Origin of the sequence: Thiosulfativibrio zosterae (genome assembly GCF_011398155.1) — a bacterium.
Taxonomy (GTDB): Bacteria; Pseudomonadota; Gammaproteobacteria; order Thiomicrospirales; family Thiomicrospiraceae; genus Thiosulfativibrio; species Thiosulfativibrio zosterae.
Genome location: NZ_AP021888.1, coordinates 1,000,931 through 1,022,013 on the forward strand (window position 1 = coordinate 1,000,931; position 21,083 = coordinate 1,022,013).

Genomic DNA, 21,083 nt, shown 5'->3' on the forward strand with positions numbered 1-21,083 from the left:
ACTCCAATTATTTTTTAATTTCTATTCAACACAAAATTTTTAATGAGGTGTATTCGATGAGTCAAGATAATGGTGAAATTTTTGAATCAGCTGTAAGAAACTACTATAGCCACATAGATTCAGACCCTCATCACCGGTTTATTTCTTGGGAGCATTGCTATCTAAGATTTTCATCATCAGATTTCTGTAAGAACGATTTTGAGAAGGATATAAGCGCATTACATTTGGCTTTTTATTTAGCAAGTTGGGGAATGTATAGAGGGTCAACAGATCTTTTAAATAAAGACTATAAAATACTTTTACCAATTATTGATGTCATTAAAAATCATAACGAGCTTAGGCAATATAATTATTTAGATAGTGACCAGTGGATATCTGATCATTATGTAAGTAAAGTCTTAGATGTAAATTCGGAACTCAGTGAAGTATTAAAGAAGGTCTTTAATGATGGCGCGACACCAACAGACACCCTTGTTTCTAAGATTTTACTTGGTACTTTGGGCTGTATACCGGCTTACGATAGATATGTTAAGCAGGGTATGAGTGCTGAAGAAGTAACTCAAGCCATCTCAGAGAAAGGTTTAAAATCTTTAATAAATTTTTGTAAAAATAAGAAAGATAAAATACACGCTTTATCTAATATCATGCGTTTAAAAGATGATAACAATCTTCATTATCCACCAATGAAAATTATTGATATGTACTTTTGGATAACAGGTTTATCTAAAGAAAAAGAAGTTTTGAATTGTGAAAAATGATGCCAATATGAAAACAGATCTAGATTTAAATGAAATTAAAAAAAACAAATTTGGTGATCAGTACTTTTCTGAAATAAACCATCTTACGTTTGACAAGCTGCCTGCAGAAACACTTTATTCGCGTGACTATAATGCGCTTTTTGATCAAGATTCATATTTGTACATTGTAGTAGGATCAGATTCTGGACTGTTTTATGAATTTGTTAAGAAAAAAAACCAAAATTTAGATGTTGCATTTTTGTTTATTGATTACAAAGAAGTTATTGAGTCTTCGATATACCTTAAGCAAGCAGGTTGGAACTCCACGCCGAAATTGGTGGATGAAAAATTTAACTTTACGGATCTACTCCTAACGTTTAAGCATTTTATTTTGAATAGAAAAATTATGCTTATCAAGTCTTATGCAGTTTTAGATGCGACGAAAGGTAGTGCTTATGAGCAGCTTTGGCACGATGTTGAGTTACGGTTCAGTCAGTTTATTAAGGGTGAATTTGATGCTCAAAGTGCTAAGGTTTTTGAAGTTGAGCGTATTTATAATGCGCCAGATAATTTAATCCCAGTTAAAGTGCTTGTGAAGTCTTTAGAAGGGTGTGATGCGGTTGTTCTTGGTGGGGGCCCAACGTTAGATGAGTCGATGGAATGGATTAAGAAAAACCAATCCAAGCTTATAATTTTTGCGGCGGCACGTATTGCTAATCGTATGGCTTATGAGGGAATTATTCCTGACTTTTTTGTCAGTGTGGATCCATTTCCTTGGAGCTTTGATAATGCAAAAGGCGTATTAGCTTTTTCAGAACAATCTGTTCTTATAACCAGTTTCCACGCACAGCATCGCCTAGTAAGTCAATGGCGGGGCGCGCATGTTTTTGCTGGTGAGCGTTTTGCTTGGCAACATGATGGTTATATTAATAATATCAGCGCACCCGGCCCAACGGTAACGAATGCTGCTTTACACATGGCGGTTTCTCTTGGCGCACGTAGGGTGTTTTTGGCAGGCGTTGATTTTTGTTTTGCCGGTGGAAAGACTCATGAATCCTTAAGTGAAGAAGCCAAAGCCAATGATTTATATGGCTACAAAAGTAAGATGAAACTAGAAGATAACTCTGGAAATCAAGTCGAAACAGAACCTGCTTTTTATTCTGCAAAACATGCGATGGAAGAGGCCATACGTTTTTATAAAAGCATGGCAGGTGTTGAAGTTTTTAGTTTGGGCGCATTATCTGCCAAAATCGCCGCAGTTTCTTACATGGCTACTCAAGACATTCTATTAAGTATGGAAGATAAAGCAACCGTTATGTCACCGGTGTTTGAAAAATGCCAAATTACTAAAGAGGCTCGCTTACAAACGCTTAAAAACATTGAAACTGAATTTAATAACCAGTTGAAGCGCTTTAACAAACTCAATAAGTTAGCCACGGACATTTTAAATACAATACCAAAGGTTTATGATCAAAAAACTCAACAATTAAAGGCAAAACCGGCGGCACAAGTTTCAAAAACAAAAAATAAGGTTATGCATTTAATTGGTAACGATGGCGACATGCTTGTGAATTATCAAGCCGCATTTTTTGCGGACAGTTTTAAGGCTGTAACGGACGAAAATAACATGTCCAATAATGAAGTTTCTGAACAATTAACCGCTTTTTTTCAAGGCGTTAAATTTTCTTCAAGCCACTTTTCAGAGGCTATTGAGCAAGGTTTAAAGCGCGTCAAAAATAGAATCCTAGAATCTAAGTCAACCGATCCTTGTGAATTGTTACCTATTTGGCGTGAGTCACATGAAATGGGCAGAGCTTACATTTGGCAGAGTAGCAATTTGAACTGTTCACTTAACGAAGTTCAGCAAGCTTGTTTACAGACTTCATTAGATGAATACGAGGCGGAGTTTTCAAAAAAAGATCATCATTATAGTAAAATGTTGGTTAAAAAAGTTTCTAACGTCGCCACCTTATTTCAGCGTGCAGAAGAAGCATACCGAAATCGAAATGTAATTGAGTTAAGGGGTTTATTTGATCATGCAAACAGTATGGAGTCTAAGGAAGCTTCACATAAAACGTCATTTGTTTACTTTGTTCAAGCAATGATTGAAGAATTAGAAGGTGATATAGAAGATGCGATTGATATTTACTTAAAAGTTGAAATGCCGTTTTTCAGACGGATATCACTTAACAGGATTCTAAATATAAAAATTAACCAAGAAAAATATGAAGAAGCGTTGTTTGTTTTAGAAGCTCTTTGTGAGTATTCATTTGATTTTATGCTTCCTTATGCGGATATGTTAAATCTATTGGGCAATCGTCTAGCGGCAATGGAAGTGTTAGGTATGTATATCAGCCAGAAACCAGAAGCGATTGATGCGCGCTTAAAGCTTGTCCAATTGCAAATCGAAATGGATCAAAAAAAAGAGGCAAAAAAAATCCTAAATCAGGTTTTAGATATTAGTGCCGAAAATAAAGCAGCAATTCATTTACTGTCACAAATCGATAACAGTGATTGATAGTCTGATTTTCCTCTACAATGCGTAAGTTCTAATATTTAAATAATTTCCCTTGTGTTTAGCGGCTCTTTAGCCGCTTTTTTATGTCCTGAATAAAATAAATTAAAAAATCCACTCAAGAAAGCGCCCGCAGTTCCGATAACTTAATTGAAGGCAGGAAACACTGCCAATGATCTCAAAGATCAACGAATTCAAAAGTTAAAAACACAAAACACAGATACAAGGGAGCACAATCATGGCAATGGTAATCAACACGAACATGGCATCACTGAACGCAGTTAGAATGCTAGACAGTACCTCAAAAGAACAATCCACATCAATGGAGCGCCTAACCTCAGGGCTCAGAATCAACCGAGCAGCAGATGATGCAGCAGGCTTAGCGGTTGCTATTGGGATGACCACTCAAATTCGAGGGACAGACATGGCTATTCGTAATGCCAATGACGGTATTGGAATGCTACAAACGCTAGATGGTGCAACCGAAGAAGTCATGAATATGCTTCAAAGAATGCGAGAACTGAGTATACAATCGATGAACGGTACCTACAACATGGACAACCGTCAACAAATGGATGCAGAAGTCACGCAACTACAAAAAGAAATTCAACGAGTGGCAGACACCACTAAATTCAACGGCATGAACATCATGAACGCCAGCTCATTTGGATCTGCCGCGGTTGCCGCATCCTTTGCCACCACAAGTGCTGGTGCTTTATCGGTTGCTGTATCAAACGCATCGGCGATGAAAATACACGCAGGTTGGGAAGGTTCAAGTGCCAACAAAATTGGTATACCACTACTGAACTTCAGCACGTTATCAGCATTAACCACAGCAGGTAACTTATACGCAACTGGTATGTCAAGTTTTGCCTCAGCTACTACAAAAGCCACAGAAGCCCTTAAAGTATTTGATACTGGGTTATCTGTTCTTAAAAACATGCGAGCTAACTGGGGTGCGCTACAAAACCGCTTAGAATCAACGGTTTCTAATTTACAAAATGTGAACGAAAACATTCAAGCATCACGTTCAAGAATATTAGACACAGACTTTGCTAAAGAAAGTGCCAACCTAGCAAGAACCCAAGTATTACAGCAAGCAGGCATGAGTATGCTTAGCCAAGCCAATCAACAATCGCAACAAGTTATGTCGCTACTGCAATAAGGCAATAAACATAAGCGTGCTGATGGAGTTAAACAAAAGCAAAAAAAAGCTAAAGTTTTCTTAAAAGCTGTCGTTACAGTCTTTGGAAAAATAGAAAAACTCACATACAGGGTTTTCATATAAACAAAAAGGAGATTTATCATGGCAATGGTAATCAATACAAATATGGGGGCTCTCAATGCCCAACGTATCCTAGATAGTTCATCAAAAGAGCAATCTACTTCAATGGAACGCCTAACCTCCGGGTTAAGAATTAATCGAGCAGCAGATGACGCAGCTGGACTAGCTGTTTCCACAGGTATGACCACGCAAATTCGTGGTACTGACCAAGCTATACGCAACGCCAATGATGGTATCGGTATGGTACAAACCCTAGATGGAGCAACAGAAGAAGTTGTCAACATGCTTCAACGCATGCGTGAGCTTACACTACAATCCATGAACGGTACCTACAACATGGACAACCGCAAACAAATGGACTCAGAATTTGTGCAGCTTCAAAATGAAATACAACGTGTCGCTGACACCACAAAATTCAACGGCATGAACATCATGAACAACAGCACATTTGGATCTGCCGCGGTTGCCGCCACCTTTGGCGCCACTAGCGCAGCTGCTATATCAGTTGCCGTAGCCAATGCATCGGCCATGAAAGTACATGTTGGCTGGGAAGGAGCTAGTGCTAATAAAATAGGTATTGCCTTACTCGACTTCTCAACTTTAAGTGCGATAGGCGCCACTATCACCCTTGCTAGCGGAGTAACCACATTCGGATCAGCGACGAAATTGGCCACAACGGCACTAACAGCGATTGATGGTAGTTTATCGGTCATCAAAAATATGCGAGCAAACTGGGGTGCGATTCAGAATCGACTAGACTCAACGGTATCGAACTTAAGTAATGTTACTGAAAATATTTCAGCCTCAAGATCGCGAATTCAAGATACAGATTTTGCGAAAGAAAGTGCTAACTTAGCAAGAACACAGGTTCTTCAGCAGGCAGGTATGAGTATGTTGTCTCAGTCAAATGCTAACTCTCAAAATGTATTGTCCTTGTTGAGATAAGTTTTGACGCCAAGGCTTTTTGAGCCTTGGCATAATCTATAGGTTGTCCACGGTCATATGACTTTTGAAATATTTTTATGTAATTTTTGACATGGTTTTATGCTTACAAAGATTTTGTAAAAATCATAATCTCTCTAAGCCCCCAAATTTTTTATTGGTTAATTATTGTATGAGTTTGCTAAAGTCTTTAAGCAAGCATAGTAATTAGTCCCAAGTTTTAAATGATTTCCCTTGTGTTTTAGCGGCTTTTTAGCCGCTTTTTTTATATTTTCGCTAAAGCTTTTTATTTTGTGCCGATAACTTAATTGAAGGCAGGAAACACTGCCCATGATCTAAAAGATCAACGAAGTCAAAAATTAAAAACACAAAACACAGATACAAGGGAGCACAATCATGGCAATGGTAATCAACACGAACATGGCATCACTGAACGCAGTTAGAATGCTAGACAGTACCTCAAAAGAACAATCCACATCAATGGAGCGCCTAACCTCAGGGCTCAGAATCAACCGAGCAGCAGATGATGCAGCAGGCTTAGCGGTTGCTATTGGGATGACCACTCAAATTCGAGGGACAGACATGGCTATTCGTAATGCCAATGACGGTATTGGAATGCTACAAACGCTAGATGGTGCAACCGAAGAAGTCATGAATATGCTTCAAAGAATGCGAGAACTGAGTATACAATCGATGAACGGTACCTACAACATGGACAACCGTCAACAAATGGATGCAGAAGTCACGCAACTACAAAAAGAAATTCAACGAGTGGCAGACACCACTAAATTCAACGGCATGAACATCATGAACGCCAGCTCATTTGGATCTGCCGCGGTTGCCGCATCCTTTGCCACCACAAGTGCTGGTGCTTTATCGGTTGCTGTATCAAACGCATCGGCGATGAAAATACACGCAGGTTGGGAAGGTTCAAGTGCCAACAAAATTGGTATACCACTACTGAACTTCAGCACGTTATCAGCATTAACCACAGCAGGTAACTTATACGCAACTGGTATGTCAAGTTTTGCCTCAGCTACTACAAAAGCCACAGAAGCCCTTAAAGTATTTGATACTGGGTTATCTGTTCTTAAAAACATGCGAGCTAACTGGGGTGCGCTACAAAACCGCTTAGAATCAACGGTTTCTAATTTACAAAATGTGAACGAAAACATTCAAGCATCACGTTCAAGAATATTAGACACAGACTTTGCTAAAGAAAGTGCCAACCTAGCAAGAACCCAAGTATTACAGCAAGCAGGCATGAGTATGCTTAGCCAAGCCAATCAACAATCGCAACAAGTTATGTCGCTACTGCAATAAGGCAATAAACATAAGCGTGCTGATGGAGTTAAACAAAAGCAAAAAAAAGCTAAAGTTTTCTTAAAAGCTGTCGTTACAGTCTTTGGAAAAATAGAAAAACTCACATACAGGGTTTTCATATAAACAAAAAGGAGATTTATCATGGCAATGGTAATCAATACAAATATGGGGGCTCTCAATGCCCAACGTATCCTAGATAGTTCATCAAAAGAGCAATCTACTTCAATGGAACGCCTAACCTCCGGGTTAAGAATTAATCGAGCAGCAGATGACGCAGCTGGACTAGCTGTTTCCACAGGTATGACCACGCAAATTCGTGGTACTGACCAAGCTATACGCAACGCCAATGATGGTATCGGTATGGTACAAACCCTAGATGGAGCAACAGAAGAAGTTGTCAACATGCTTCAACGCATGCGTGAGCTTACACTACAATCCATGAACGGTACCTACAACATGGACAACCGCAAACAAATGGACTCAGAATTTGTGCAGCTTCAAAATGAAATACAACGTGTCGCTGACACCACAAAATTCAACGGCATGAACATCATGAACAACAGCACATTTGGATCTGCCGCGGTTGCCGCCACCTTTGGCGCCACTAGCGCAGCTGCTATATCAGTTGCCGTAGCCAATGCATCGGCCATGAAAGTACATGTTGGCTGGGAAGGAGCTAGTGCTAATAAAATAGGTATTGCCTTACTCGACTTCTCAACTTTAAGTGCGATAGGCGCCACTATCACCCTTGCTAGCGGAGTAACCACATTCGGATCAGCGACGAAATTGGCCACAACGGCACTAACAGCGATTGATGGTAGTTTATCGGTCATCAAAAATATGCGAGCAAACTGGGGTGCGATTCAGAATCGACTAGACTCAACGGTATCGAACTTAAGTAATGTTACTGAAAATATTTCAGCCTCAAGATCGCGAATTCAAGATACAGATTTTGCGAAAGAAAGTGCTAACTTAGCAAGAACACAGGTTCTTCAGCAGGCAGGTATGAGTATGTTGTCTCAGTCAAATGCTAACTCTCAAAATGTCTTGTCCTTGTTGAGATAAGTTTTGACGCCAAGGTAGGTCAATCTACCTTGGCAACATTATTAAATGTAGATTTGAAATTTTTTAATGATTGACATGTTTTAATATAAATGGAATCATAAGAAATTATAAAGTTCTGATTTAATTCCATTCAAGGAGGTTGTTATGGATATCAATAGCTTGCAGGGTTCACTTGCGCTGAACTCATCAACAACTCCATCTTTTTTAGATAAACAAAAAAGTACAGAAACTGCTCGAGTAACAGAACAAACCAATTCACAAAACGCCCTAGACAGAGTAAGTACCGCTAATAATTTACCCCAAGGGGCTGAGGTACAGTCTAAAGAAAAAGTGGATAGTTTATTAACTGGTTTGAATAGTCAGTTGCAAACCTTGCAAAGTTTCTTAAAATTCGAAAAAGATGAAGATAATCAAAAAATGGTTTTCTTCATTAAAAATAGTGAAACTGGTGAGACGATTCGACAAATTCCCTCTCAGGATTTACTAGATATTTCTAAAAATATTTCCAAATATTTAGAAATGGCGCAACAGACGGACGTAGGAGGCAGAACACCTCCCCCTGTTGGCTTGATTACTAACCAAATAGCTTAATTTATTTTGATTTCCCTTGTGTGTTAGCGGTGTTAACTTTGTTTTCACCGCTTTTTTTGTTTTAAAGTTTTTAATTCGCTAGCCGATAACTTAAGTATAAGGTTGGCATTTAGTGTGCTAAAAGCCATAATAATAAAAATAGACATGACCAGAGGGCTAAGCAATGGCAAACGAAATAGGCTCCACACTTTTAAATAGTTTAACGAACAGTACATTTGATATAGGTAATATGGCAAAAGTACTTGCTGAGGCAGATGTCGCTAGTCAGCGCTCAATTGTTGACAAGGGTAAAACCAAAGCAACCACTGAATTAGATGCTTTAAAGTATTTAGAAATCAATCTTCAAGCTTTTAATAGCTATGTCACAGATTTGTCCAATCCCAAGTTGTTTTCTGAAAGACAAGCCAGTTCATCAAATGAATCTGTAATAAAGGTTACGGCTGATGAAACAGCTAGCCTTGGCTCTTTTTCAATTGAGTCCAAACAGTTGGCTCAAGCTCATAATATTGTAATCAATACCAGTTATGCATCTCCTTACGATGCGATTTCTACAGGAAGTTTAAGTATTTCTGTGGGTGGACAAACATTTGAACCAATAGTAGTTGACAGTAGTAACAATAACTTAGATTCCTTGCAACGCACCATTAATAGTGGTGATTACGGGGTAACAGCTTCTATTATCAATAATGCTGGAAATTACCAGCTCATGTTTACTTCGAAACAAACGGGTGCTGCTGGCGAAATTAGTATGTCCGGTATTACTGAATTTGACGATTTTACCACTACGGCTGAAGCACAAGATGCAGTTATGGTATTGAATGGTCTGACTATTTCTAACAGTACTAATACATTTGATGAGGTTGTTAAGGGTGTTTCTTTTACCCTAAATTCAGCTGCCGCAGGACAGAGTCAGGCAATTAATATTTCACAAGACCCAACTAAAGTGACAGATGCTGTCAAAAATTTTGTGGATGTTTACAACCAAATGAATACTATTTTGGATGAATTGGCTAAATATGATACTTCTAATTTAACCCCAGAACAGTTGGAGTCTGATGAGTATAAGTTTTATGGCGATCTTGCTGGCAACAGTACATTAAGAGAAGTGCGTAGCAATATAAAATCTTCTTTGTCGGGCGCTATTGACGAAATTTCAGGTAACTTCAATGCACTTAGTATCGTTGGTATGAAGTTTAACTTGGACGGTGAATTAGAGCTTGATGAAGATACCTTTAATACGGTAGCGACAAGTAATATGGAAGCATTGGGGCAGCTGTTTGCAAAGGGTGGAAGTAGCTCAGACAACTTAATTAATTTTTTGTCGAGTTCAAGTAGTACTCAAGCCGGGCTTTATGACCTGAATATAACTCGGCTGGCCACGAGAGCAACTTCCGATCCAGTGGCAGTTACCTTAGGTTCGGATCAACAAGCTTCTGGATCTCGGGTAACTGATAATGTTGCAGCACTAACAGTGGGGTCTGGTGCATCTTTTGATTTGACTATTGGAGGTGTTGTTAATTCTATTGCTTTGGCGGAAGCAACCTATAGTTCAAAGCAAGATTTGGCTGATGCCATGCAATTGGAAATTAACAACCAATTTGGCTCAGGGTTTGCTACTGTTAAATTTGATACATCACAGTCTAGATTTGAAATTCAAGCTGATCCAGGAAAAACGACGCTCAGTATCTCAAATGCCACAGGATTGGACGCACAGGGCTTTGTGACCGGCGATACTTACGATGGTCAGGGTATGATGGATTTAACCAGCGATGAGTCGTTTAGTATTAAAGTAGATGATTCAACCACTGCAGAAATAGATTTAGCTGCAGGGCGGTATACCTTAGAAGATTTGGCGTTTCAGTTAACGAACAATATTAATAATAATACAGATATCAAAGCGTCCGGAAACGCAGTTAACATAACTGCAATTGGTTCTGACTCGGATGGTTATAGCTTGATTATGACATCAAACCGTTATGGGGGGTATTCTAGTTTAGATATTACCGCCACAACCAGTAACTCTGGAATTTCTTTTGGTATTGCAGATACCTCTAAAACAGGTCTAAGTGTAGATGGTACTATTACGACCGATTTGGGTACGCTCAATCTCGGTGCCTATGCAGACCAAAAAGATGGAAGAAAAATAAATATTAGTGATTTTGCCTTTATAGGCTCAGAACCAGCCGAGGTTAGAGGCTTGTCTTTTGAAGTCTTGGGCGGTAGTTTAAATACAACGCGTCAAGTTTCTTTCGCTCAAGGTTTTGCCAGTCGTTTAGAAACAACTATTAATGACTTTTTCGAACAGGATACGGGGGTTGTTGCTCGTAGAACTGACACGCTTAGTTCAAAACTGAGTGATTATGACGAGAGAAATACTGCTTTAGATGAAAGATATGACAAATTAGAAATGAAATATCGACTTCAGTTTTCCTTGTTGCAGTCGATACTATCACAGTCACAGTCAACAAGAGATTCCTTGACTGCACAGTTTAGTAATAATTAACGATATTGTTTTTAAGAATATTAAAAAACCAAAAAAACAAGTTAAGGGGAAGAAGATGAGCTTAGCTGCCAGAAAAAATTTCGCACAACAATACGCTAATACTTATTTAGAAACATCTATATCTGAAGCATCGCCACATAGACTGATTGAGCTTTTGTATGAAGGTGCAATGAAAAACCTAAAATTGAGTAAAATTTTTATAGAACAAAAAAATTACGAAAAAAAATCTGAGCACTTAAACAAAACATTGTCTATTGTTATTAGTTTAAGAGAAGGGGTAAGTTTAGATAAAGGTGGCGATGTTGCGCAGAATTTATATGCATTGTACGACTACTGCTACCGCCGTTTAGTGAAAGCAAGTATTAAAAATGATATTGAAATTTTGGATGAAGTTTTGGGGTACATTGCAGAACTGAGTGAGGCTTGGAAGCAAATACCTGACAACTATAAAAAACTATCAAAAGATAGTTTAGATAAATTGGCAAGTTAATGGCAATCTTGAATAAAGATAAAACCTTAGATTTTAAAAAGTTGCATTTGCTTGGTCTTTCCAAGCAGATGCTTAATGCAGCCGAAAATGAAGACTGGGATGAGTTTTCAAGATTAAATGTTCAGTTTGATCGTTCTCGACAGCAATTGTTTGAACAATCACCTGATGCTCTAAAAGAGATATTGCCTTCTTTGCTTGACGACAATCAAAGGTATTTAAGTGCAATAAAAGTATCTATGAGCTCACTTTCGAAGCAGAGACTAAAAGACCTTTCAAACCTAAAAAAACTTAAGGCTTATATAAAAGAAACCTAAAGAATCGTGCTTTTAATTAAGAATTTAGCAAAAAAAATGTTATTTGTGCCAAAATTTTGACATTCGTCAAAAAACCCTATATAAAGACATCCTAAGTGTCATTAATATACGGCGGCAAAATGTCTCAAGAACGCTTATCTTCTTTGGTTGGTAGTGGACCGGCCATGCAAAAAGTCAAAAAACTGATTCAGCAAGTGGCGCAAACCGATGCCACTGTTTTGATTTTAGGTGAATCAGGCACGGGTAAAGAAGTTGTCGCCCAAGCTTTACATTCTGTTTCTACTCGTAATGAACGCGCTTTTATTCCCATCAATTGCGGTGCTATCCCCGCAGAACTTTTAGAATCTGAGTTGTTTGGTCACGAAAAAGGGGCGTTTACCGGAGCGATTACTGCTCGTAAAGGTCGTTTTGAAATGGCTGAGAAGGGCAGTATTTTTCTAGATGAAATTGGTGACATGCCTCTGCCTATGCAAGTGAAACTGTTGCGTGTCTTACAAGAGCGCATGTATGAACGGGTGGGTGGTAATAAAAGTTTTGAATGTGATGTGCGTGTGATTGCTGCAACTCATCGTAATCTAGAAGACAATATTGCCGATGGCAAGTTCCGCGAAGATTTATTTTACCGCCTAAATGTTTTTCCAATCGAAATGCCTGCTTTGCGTGAGCGGGTTGAAGATATTCCTGAGCTCATTGAGTTTATGTTGTCTAAGATTTCTGGCTCGGGTCGTCAATTGCCAAAGTTGACAGACAAAGCCATGATTGCCTTGCAAAATTATCCTTGGCCAGGCAATGTCCGTGAATTAGGCAATTTGGTTGAGCGCCTATCTATTTTATTCCCCAACCTTGAAGTCGATTACGACGATTTGCCAGAGCGTTATCAAGTGGAATTGCCCGAAGGCGCTAAGCTGATTTTGACTTCTGGAGAAGTCGATCAAGCCGAACAAACCATGCCAGAGCAAGAAGAGTCAGCAAATGATAATGGCGACGAAACTTCTGATGATGTTATTGCCAAAGAATCTTCAGTCAGTTCTATGGCGTTTGAGCGCCCTGATTTAAGTCAGGCGTTATCGCTTAATGATGGGATTGATTTAAAGTCTTATTTGGTTGAGATGGAAATTCAACTAATTCAAAAAGCGCTAGAACAAACCGAAGGCAATGTTTCCAAAGCGGCTAAGTTATTGCAGACCAATCGCACGACTCTAGTTGAAAAAATTCGTAAATTTAACCTCAGTTAACGGGTTCAAATTAAGATGCCGAATACTTTATCTGCCATTGAACAAAGTCGTTTAAAAGAGCTTGAGCAAGCGTTTGAGTTATTTAATCAAACCTCAACGCAACTCACCTATGCTTATGAATCTTTGCAACGCCAGGTTGTTGAGTTGCAAAGAAGATTAAACGCTTCTGACCAAGAGAAACGACGAGTTGCTGAACGCTTGGAGCAGTTGCTCAATCTTTTGCCCGCCGGCGTGATTGTTTTAGATGAAACCGACAAGATTGTTGAGATGAACCCCAGCGCTGAGGCAATTTTGGGTGCAGATGCTAAAGACAGATTTTGGGATGTTGTGGTGCGTAATGTCTTTTTAAGTCAGAACGATGCGGGCGAGTTGGTCACTCATGAACAGTTAACCTATCAGTTATCTGTTTCCCCCTTGTCGATGGCTCAGCCAGAACATGCCTCGCCGATGATGGGTAAAATATTATTGATTCAAGATGTAACACCGGCCAAAGAATTGCAGCGCCATATCGCTCGTCATCAGCGTTTAGATTCTATGGGGGATATGGCAGCTTCATTGGCGCATCAAATTCGCACACCTTTGGCGTCTGCATTGTTGTATGTGTCGCAAATGAACAGTGAAACTTTGGATGAAGCACAGCGTGAAAAGTTCACCACTAAGGCGCTGAAAAGTTTGCAGCACTTAGAAGCCTTGGTTAAAGATATGTTGCAATACGCCAAAGGTGGACGCGTTCATGACCAAAAGGTTGAAGTGGCTTCGTTGTTGGAGCTTTTAAAAGTAGCCGTTGAACCGAGTATTCAAAACACTCAAAGCAACATTATTTTTCACCCAATTCAACCAGGCTTGGTTGTTTTAGGCGACCAAGATGCCCTTTTAACCGCTTTGCAGAACCTAGTCAACAATGCTATGGATATTGTTTCAAGCTGCGCGCACATTGAAGTTTCTGCGAATGTGATTTCCAAAAATCGCATTGATTTGCTGGTGGTCGACCGTGGCCCAGGCTTAGATGAAAGTTTATTAGAAAAAGTGTTCGAACCTTTTTATACTAGTCGTGCTAAAGGCACTGGTTTAGGTTTGGCAGTGGTAAGAGCCATTGCAGAAGCGCACCAAGGTGAAGCCTGGGTGCGTTCCATCGTTGGGCGAGGCGCAACTTTTGGTTTAAGATTGCCGCTTTATGAGCAAAAGGATAAGGCATGAGTATTGCAAAAATTTTAGTCGTTGAAGATGATGCAGAATTGCAAGAAGCCTTGGTGGACACCCTAACCTTGAATCAATTTGAGGTGTTAAGTGTCAGCAGTGCTGAAGATGCTTTAGTGGCCTTAGATGATGAAATCGCCATGGTGTTTTCTGACATTCGTATGGATGGCATGGACGGTTACGAGTTGATGAAACGCATCCGTGCCATTAAACCTTATTTGCCAATTGTGTTGATGACGGCCTATGGCACCATTGAACAAGCCGTCGATGCCATGAAGTCTGGTGCGGTTGACTACATTGTAAAACCCTTTGAAGCGGATGTTTTGGTTGAAAAAGCCAAATCTTATTTTTACCGTGACGCATCCAGCGATGAAGATTTTGTGGTTGCAGATCCCGTGACTATACAGTTGAAATCCATGGCGAAGAAGGTTGCTGAAAGTGATGCAACCGTTCTGATTTTGGGTGCAAGTGGAACGGGTAAAGAGGTTTTGGCCAGATTTATTCATAATCACTCTAAGCGTGCCAAACAACCCTTTATCGCGATTAACTGTGCCGCTATTCCAGAAAATATGTTGGAAGCCACTTTGTTTGGCTACGAAAAAGGTTCCTTTACCGGTGCGATGAAAGCCATGCCTGGTAAGTTTGAACAGGCGCAAGGCGGAACCATTTTTTTAGATGAAATTGGTGAAATGAAGCCTGATCTCCAAGCCAAATTATTGCGTGTATTGCAAGAGCAAGAAGTTGAGCGTATTGGTAGCACTAAAATGATTCAATTGGATGTGCGGGTGTTAAGTGCATCCAATATCGATATGAAAAAGGCCATTGCTAGAGGTGATTTTAGAGAGGATTTGTTTTATCGTCTCAATGTGTTCCCCATGCGCTTACCGGCTTTAAAAGACCGCCCAAAAGATATTGCTGCCATCACCGAAAAATTGCTTCACCGCCACTGTGTTGGCTCAAGGGTAGAACCCATGATGTCGGCGCCAGCGTTAAAAAAGCTGCTGCAATACCCTTGGCCAGGCAATATCCGTGAATTAGATAATGTGATACAACGAGCTTTGGTGATGATTTCGGGGGATACCATTCATGCAGAAGATATTATTTTAGATGATGATTATGAATCTGCATTTACGGATGAAAATGTGACTCAAGATTCAGAAGCGATTGCAGCGCAGCCTGAAACCCTGCATGAAGCCATAGACTCAGAGCCGCTTAGTCTTGATTTGAAAGCAAGAGAAGTGCAGTTGATTTTGCAAACCTTGAAAGGTTTTGATGGCCATCGCCAAAAAACCGCCGAAACTTTAAATATCAGCCCCAGAACCTTGCGCTATAAGTTAGCCAAGCTAAAGGAAGAGGGGTATGATGTTCCTTAGGCTTTTTTAAACAGGCAGATGGCACAGCAATTGCTCAAACTTGCTGTGATTGTTGGATTTATGACATAATAAAACCATAAAAAACTTAAGTTACTGACCAAAGAAGTTCAGAATATCAAATAGTAGTTTTGGTTTTTCTGGCTTTAAAACGACTTATAAGAGCGAATTAGATGAACAATAGCATTGATACACAAAGTTTAATGTTGCAAATGCGCAGCTTAGCAGCAGAGGCAGCATCCCAATCAGCGCCGGTTGCCAAAATGGGCACAGGGGCAGAGGGTGCGGAAAATTTTGCCGATTTATTGTCAAAATCTGTCAATGCGGTCGCCACAGAACAAAATAAATCCTCAGAAATGAAAGATGCCTTTGAGCGTGGCGAGGATGTCGATTTGTCTGAGGTGATGTTACAAGTTCAAAAGGCCAGTTTGTCATTTCAAGCCATGACGCAAGTGCGTAATAAGCTGGTAGAAGCGTATCAAGATGTCACGCGTATGCCGATTTAAGTTTAATTAAATTCTGGTTTTGCAGCCGATTTGCAAAATCTTTTGTTAGTATCGTGAAACCTTTGCATGATCAACATTGTGCGAAGGTTTCTTGTTAAATAAAGAGCCTTTCAATGTCAGATCAACCGACTCTTGATCCCAGTTTAAATCCGTTATCATCGGAAGGCTCTACGCTCCTCAAAAATCTAACTTCTCTTTCCGTCGCTAAACAAGTCAGTTTAGTCATTGCCTTAGCGGCAACCCTTGCTTTAGCGGTCGGAATCGTGCTTTGGTCGCAAAACACGCAATACACCTTGCTCTTTGGCAGTATGGATGCCAAAGACATGAGCGAAGTCATCCAGACTTTAGATCAAGAAAAAGTTCCTTATAAACTTGAAGCTGCTTCTGGCGCTATCCTAGTCCCAGAAGATGTGGTTCACACTTTAAGATTGAAGTTGGCAGCAGCCGGTTTTCCTAAGCAAGCTGCGACTGGTTATCAAATTTTAGACTTGGATCAGGGCTTTGGGATTTCTCAGTTCAAAGAAACCACTAACTATCACCGTGCTTTAGAGGGCGAGTTAGCCAAGTCTGTTTCAACCATTAATTCGGTTAAGTCAGCCAGAGTCATGTTGGGATTACCCAAGCGCTCGGTGTTTGTTCGTAAGGAGCAAGAGCCCACGGCATCGGTTGTGGTGGTGTTATATCCGGGTCGTGGACTCGATGAGCAGCAAGTCAACGCTATCGTTTATTTGGTGTCTTCGAGTGTGCCAAATATGAAACCGCAAGGCGTTACGGTGGTTGATCAAAATGGGAATTTGTTGACCAGCAATAACCAAATTGGCACGATGCAAATGAGCTTAAAACAGCTTGATTATACCCGCACCGTTGAAGAAACCCTGTCAGGTAGAATTATTAAATTACTAGCGCCTATTGTTGGTGGACAAAACAAGGTGCGCGCTCAAGTCACCGCAGAACTCGACTTTACCCAACAAGAACAAACTCGCGAAAACTATGAGCCAGATCCAGCTGCCATTCGTTCTGAGCAAGAAGTCAAAGAAATTAACCGTAATGATGCGCCCGGCGGCATTCCTGGTGCTCTGACAAATCAACCGCCGAGAGCGGGTCTTGCGCCAGAAGAAAGTTACGATCCTGGCAAGGATCCAAATCTTAAAAACTCCAAAGAAAAGAAAACCAAAAACTATGAGCTTGACCGCACGGTTAGCCATATTAAAAACTCGGTTGGCAATATTCGCCGTTTATCAGTGGCGGTGGTCGTAGATGATAAGCTCACACTGGATGCCGAAGGCCAGGTGGTGCGCACGCCATTGACGGATGAAGAATTGCAGGGTTATCGTCGTTTGGTTACCGATACCGTTGGTTTGGATGAGGCGAGAGGCGATACCTTAAGTGTAGTCAATGCATCCTTTGTTCAAGAAGTGGAAGAAGTGGTTGAAGGTCCTGCAATTTGGGAGCAACCTTGGTTCTGGAATTTGGTGAAACAAGTCTTAGCTGGCTTAGCGGTCTTAATCATTATTTTCGGCGTGATTCGCCCTATGCTTAAAGATCTATCAAAGCGCGAAGAAACTTTTATGGATTACCCAGAGGATGTTGCTGAGGAAGAAGAAGAGCTTGAAAATACCGATGAGATTTCTAAAGCCCTTGAACAGATGAATGCCGAAGTAGAGCAGGTTGCTGAAGAAGCACAAGAAAACTCTAAAGAAGAACATGACTTGATTGAGAAAGTTAAAACAATTGTGGCTGCAGATCCTAAGTTGGCATCCTTTATTATTCGTGAATGGTTAAAAGCGGGAGGTAAATAATGGCAGTCTCTGCAATTGAAGAAATTGGTGAAGAAAAGCAACTCACAGGCCTTCAAAAAACATCCATTTTATTGCTCGCCTTAGGTAAGGATACCGCTTCAAAGGTGTTAAAACATTTGAATCCTCGTGAAGTACAACAGATAGGTACAGCCATGACTACCGTGGCTGATGTCACTCACAATGACATTCATAATGTGATGAAAAGCTTTTTAGATGAATTGGGTGAAGATGCCTTAGGGGTGAATCCTTCTGAATTTGCACAATCTCTGATGGTTGACGCCTTAGGTGAAGGTGGCGGCGGATTGATGGAAGCTGCTATGCTGGGTAACCAAGTCAAAGGGCTTGAAGCACTCAAGTGGATGCATCCTTCGACTATTTCAAATATGCTTAAAAATGAACACCCTCAGGTGGTTGCCATCATCTTGTCTTACTTTGATCCTGACTTATCGGCTCAAATTTTGGCAGGTATTCCAGAGCGTTTTCAAGATGAGGTTATTTATCGTATTGCAACCCTAACCACTATCCAGCCGCGTGCTTTATTTGATTTGAACGATGTGCTTGAAGCCGCTAATAGTGATGGTGAAGGTGGTAAATTAGCAACCATTGGTGGCGAGAAAAAAGCCGCTGAAATTTTGAACCTTGTCGGTGGTGGTATTGATTCGCGTATACTCGATGCCATAGCCGTTGAGCATGAAGATGTCAGTAAAGCCATTCAAGATAAAATGTTTGTATTTGATGACATCTCTGGCATCGATGGTCGTGGTATTCAAACCATCTTAGGTGAAGTACCTACGGATGTGCTGAAAGTCGCTCTAAAAGGTGCAGATCAAGAGATGAAAGACTTGTTCCTTAATAACATGTCTAAGCGTCAAGCAGAAATGTTGCGTGAAGAGTTGGAAATGTCGGGTCCTGTTAAACTCAGTGATGTGGAAACAGCCCAAAAAACCATTATCCAAACCGTGCGTCGTTTGGCGGATGAAGAGCGCATTATGATGCCTGGTGGTGGCGAGGAGTTTGTGTAGGTGGTGGATAAATCAACGCAAGGCTCTAAGCAAGCTGATGACATTGATGAGTTGCCAGAGGCAAAATTATTGCGCGCAGATCAATTGGGGCGTTTAGGTAATCCAGAAGTTAAAGCCTGGCGCTTTTCCGATTTGGCTCAGGATGAAGTTAAAGAGCAACAAGAATTAAGGGCCGATGTTTTAGCCCGAGTTCGAAAAGAAATTGCGCCTGAAGTCAGTCGTCAAACCACCTTATTGAAAAAAGAGGCTTTTGAAAAAGCCCATAAAGAAGGTTATGACGCGGGTTTTCAACAAGGTTTGGCACAGGGCAAGCAACAAGCCTACGACGAAGCGGTTTTAAAAGCAGATGCGGAGCTGAAACCCCAAGTAGAAAGATTGCTGTCGTTATTGGATTTTTTAAAATCCCCCTATGGGGCAATAGAACAGCAGGTTTTTAAATCTTTTGCGGATCTAGCGGTTGCCCTGGCAGAAAAATTGGTTAAAGCTCAGATTGCAGAATCCACGGATTGGGTAATTAAGGCAGTGCAAGATTCGGTGGATTTATTGCCGGAAGATACGGCAACGCTCGAGATTGAACTCAATCCACAAGACATTGATTTGGTCTCTAAATATCAAGCAGACTTTGACAAAACTTGGGTTTTAAAAAGAAACCCTGATATGCCTTTAGGCAGTTGCCGTGTAAAACAAAACTTTTCTGTCGTCGAAAATATCTGGCAAAAGCGTTTGGCAGAGTTATTGGACGAAACCCATCAAGTCATCAAGCATGCCGTTCAACCATCCCCAGATTCTAACGCCAATAACCCTTTAGGATGAACAGCGTATGACGCTCGATGCATCTCAACTGGCAGCTGCTTTAAATCAAGATGTTTTAAAAAAAGCTGCAAAATTATCCCAAACATTACCTTCTGTGCCCAAAATTCAAGTGGCGGGTCGCCTGGTTAGAATGGTCGGCATGACGCTCGAAGTGGTCGGAACCTATGCGCCTATGGGCGCACGTTGTCAAATCATCTCTAATAATCAAGAAACGGTTGAAGCCGAAGTGGTGGGTTTTAATCAAGACCGACTATTTTTAATGCCTATCGGACAAGTACATGGTCTTGAGCCGAATGCCAAAGTGATTCCGTTAGAGGGTGGTATTAAAGTTGGCGTGAGTCCCAGTATGTTAGGTCGTGTGATTGATGGCGCGGGTCACCCTTTAGATGGCAAAGGTCCTATTCCTGTTGAGGGCGAAGTGTCGCTTAACGGACAGCGCATCAACCCCTTGCACCGACACCCCATAGACACGCCTTTAGATGTGGGTATCAAAGCCATCAATGGTTTGTTAACTTTGGGTAAAGGGCAGCGGATAGGCTTAATGGCGGGTACAGGCGTGGGTAAAAGTGTGTTGCTAGGTATGATGACCAAGTTTACCAATGCGGATATAGTGGTGGTGGGGTTGATTGGTGAGCGTGGTCGAGAAGTGAATGAATTTGTGCGCCATAACCTCGGAGAAGAAGGTCTAAAACGCTCAGTGGTGGTTGCTACGCCGGCAGATGATCCGCCACTCATGCGCTTGCATGGTGCGATGTTGGCGACGGCGATTGCAGAATATTTTCGTGATCAGGGCAAGAGTGTTTTGTTACTGATGGATTCTTTAACCCGTTTTGCACAAGCCCAGCGTGAAATTGCTTTGGCGGTGGGTGAACCCCCAGCCAGTAAAGGTTATCCGCCGTCAGTGTTTGCAAAATTACCGCAGTTAGTTGAGCGAGCGGGTAATGGTGTCGAGGGCGGTGGCTCTATCACGGCTATTTATACCGTCTTGGCAGAGGGTGATGATCAGTCAGATCCCGTTGTGGATTCGGCGCGGGGTGTTTTGGATGGGCACATTGTTTTATCTCGCAGTATTGCAGACTCGGGGCGTTATCCTGCGATAGATGTTGAGGCATCTATCAGCCGTGTTATGGTTGAAATTGTATCTAAAGAACAGATTCAATTGGCGCGGCGTTTTAAACAGTTGTATTCCAGTTATCATCAAAATCATGATTTGATTTCTGTGGGTGCTTATCGCAAAGGTTCTGATCCAGAAGTGGATAAAGCCATTGAAAAATATCCGCAACTCAATCAGTTTTTATCTCAAGAAATTCAAGAACAATTTTCGTTAGAAGCCAGCTTATTGTCGCTGAAAAAAACAGTCTCTTAAACAGTGAAAG

At 40.9% G+C, this 21,083-nt stretch carries 18 protein-coding genes; all 18 read left to right on the forward strand.

Features of this window, described 5'->3' with window-relative positions; genetic code table 11:
- Positions 1-56 precede the first annotated feature (56 nt).
- The 18 genes from THMIRH_RS04390 to fliI all read left to right on the forward strand — a co-directional run bounded on the left by THMIRH_RS04390 (position 57) and on the right by fliI (position 21,073).
- A complete protein-coding gene (locus THMIRH_RS04390; protein ID WP_173290948.1) occupies positions 57-758 on the forward strand; it encodes a hypothetical protein in 702 nt (233 codons plus the stop codon).
- On the forward strand, positions 748-3,255 hold the full coding sequence (locus tag THMIRH_RS04395; RefSeq protein ID WP_173290949.1) for a 6-hydroxymethylpterin diphosphokinase MptE-like protein: 2,508 nt from the start codon (positions 748-750) through the stop codon (positions 3,253-3,255). Before THMIRH_RS04390 ends, THMIRH_RS04395 begins: the two co-directional genes overlap by 11 nt.
- Before the next feature lie 235 nt (positions 3,256-3,490).
- Positions 3,491-4,417: a flagellin N-terminal helical domain-containing protein gene (locus tag THMIRH_RS04400; protein WP_173290950.1), complete on the forward strand. Its 927-nt coding sequence runs from the start codon at positions 3,491-3,493 to the stop codon at positions 4,415-4,417.
- Between the two features lie 141 nt (positions 4,418-4,558).
- Positions 4,559-5,482: a flagellin N-terminal helical domain-containing protein gene (locus tag THMIRH_RS04405; protein ID WP_173290951.1), complete on the forward strand. Its 924-nt coding sequence runs from the start codon at positions 4,559-4,561 to the stop codon at positions 5,480-5,482.
- Between the two features lie 393 nt (positions 5,483-5,875).
- Positions 5,876-6,802 carry a flagellin N-terminal helical domain-containing protein gene (locus THMIRH_RS04410; protein ID WP_173290950.1) on the forward strand — a complete coding sequence of 309 codons (927 nt, stop codon included), beginning with the start codon at positions 5,876-5,878 and terminating at the stop codon, positions 6,800-6,802.
- A 141-nt stretch (positions 6,803-6,943) separates the two neighbouring features.
- A complete protein-coding gene (locus THMIRH_RS04415; protein ID WP_173290951.1) occupies positions 6,944-7,867 on the forward strand; it encodes a flagellin N-terminal helical domain-containing protein in 924 nt (307 codons plus the stop codon).
- A 144-nt stretch (positions 7,868-8,011) separates the two neighbouring features.
- Positions 8,012-8,458 (forward strand): flagellar protein FlaG, encoded by a 447-nt coding sequence (locus THMIRH_RS04420; protein WP_173290952.1) that lies wholly within the window; start codon positions 8,012-8,014, stop codon positions 8,456-8,458.
- A gap of 163 nt (positions 8,459-8,621) precedes the next feature.
- The gene (fliD, locus tag THMIRH_RS04425; RefSeq protein ID WP_173290953.1) at positions 8,622-10,961 is read left to right on the forward strand and encodes a flagellar filament capping protein FliD; all 2,340 of its coding nucleotides are present in this window, start codon (positions 8,622-8,624) and stop codon (positions 10,959-10,961) included.
- A 55-nt stretch (positions 10,962-11,016) separates the two neighbouring features.
- Positions 11,017-11,451, forward strand: a complete 435-nt coding sequence (fliS, locus tag THMIRH_RS04430; protein WP_173290954.1) for a flagellar export chaperone FliS — start codon at positions 11,017-11,019, stop codon at positions 11,449-11,451.
- On the forward strand, positions 11,451-11,765 hold the full coding sequence (locus THMIRH_RS04435) for a flagellar protein FliT (RefSeq protein ID WP_173290955.1): 315 nt from the start codon (positions 11,451-11,453) through the stop codon (positions 11,763-11,765). Before fliS ends, THMIRH_RS04435 begins: the two co-directional genes overlap by 1 nt.
- Positions 11,766-11,884: 119 nt before the next feature.
- Positions 11,885-13,000, forward strand: a complete 1,116-nt coding sequence (locus THMIRH_RS04440) for a sigma-54 interaction domain-containing protein (protein WP_173292387.1) — start codon at positions 11,885-11,887, stop codon at positions 12,998-13,000.
- A 15-nt stretch (positions 13,001-13,015) separates the two neighbouring features.
- The gene (locus THMIRH_RS04445) at positions 13,016-14,197 is read left to right on the forward strand and encodes a sensor histidine kinase (RefSeq protein ID WP_173290956.1); all 1,182 of its coding nucleotides are present in this window, start codon (positions 13,016-13,018) and stop codon (positions 14,195-14,197) included.
- Entirely contained in the window at positions 14,194-15,570 is a 1,377-nt protein-coding gene (locus THMIRH_RS04450) for a sigma-54-dependent transcriptional regulator (protein ID WP_173290957.1), read from the forward strand. The genes THMIRH_RS04445 and THMIRH_RS04450 overlap by 4 nt, the downstream gene beginning before the upstream one ends.
- Positions 15,571-15,740: 170 nt before the next feature.
- A complete protein-coding gene (gene fliE / locus THMIRH_RS04455) occupies positions 15,741-16,073 on the forward strand; it encodes a flagellar hook-basal body complex protein FliE (RefSeq protein ID WP_173290958.1) in 333 nt (110 codons plus the stop codon).
- 113 nt (positions 16,074-16,186) lie between these two features.
- Positions 16,187-17,872, forward strand: coding sequence for a flagellar basal-body MS-ring/collar protein FliF (gene fliF, locus THMIRH_RS04460; protein ID WP_173290959.1), 1,686 nt, complete (start codon positions 16,187-16,189; stop codon positions 17,870-17,872).
- The gene (gene fliG / locus THMIRH_RS04465; RefSeq protein ID WP_173290960.1) at positions 17,872-18,894 is read left to right on the forward strand and encodes a flagellar motor switch protein FliG; all 1,023 of its coding nucleotides are present in this window, start codon (positions 17,872-17,874) and stop codon (positions 18,892-18,894) included. Before fliF ends, fliG begins: the two co-directional genes overlap by 1 nt.
- 3 nt (positions 18,895-18,897) lie before the next feature.
- On the forward strand, positions 18,898-19,707 hold the full coding sequence (locus THMIRH_RS04470) for a FliH/SctL family protein (protein WP_173290961.1): 810 nt from the start codon (positions 18,898-18,900) through the stop codon (positions 19,705-19,707).
- A 7-nt stretch (positions 19,708-19,714) separates the two neighbouring features.
- Positions 19,715-21,073: a flagellar protein export ATPase FliI gene (fliI, locus tag THMIRH_RS04475; RefSeq protein WP_173290962.1), complete on the forward strand. Its 1,359-nt coding sequence runs from the start codon at positions 19,715-19,717 to the stop codon at positions 21,071-21,073.
- Positions 21,074-21,083 lie beyond the last annotated feature (10 nt).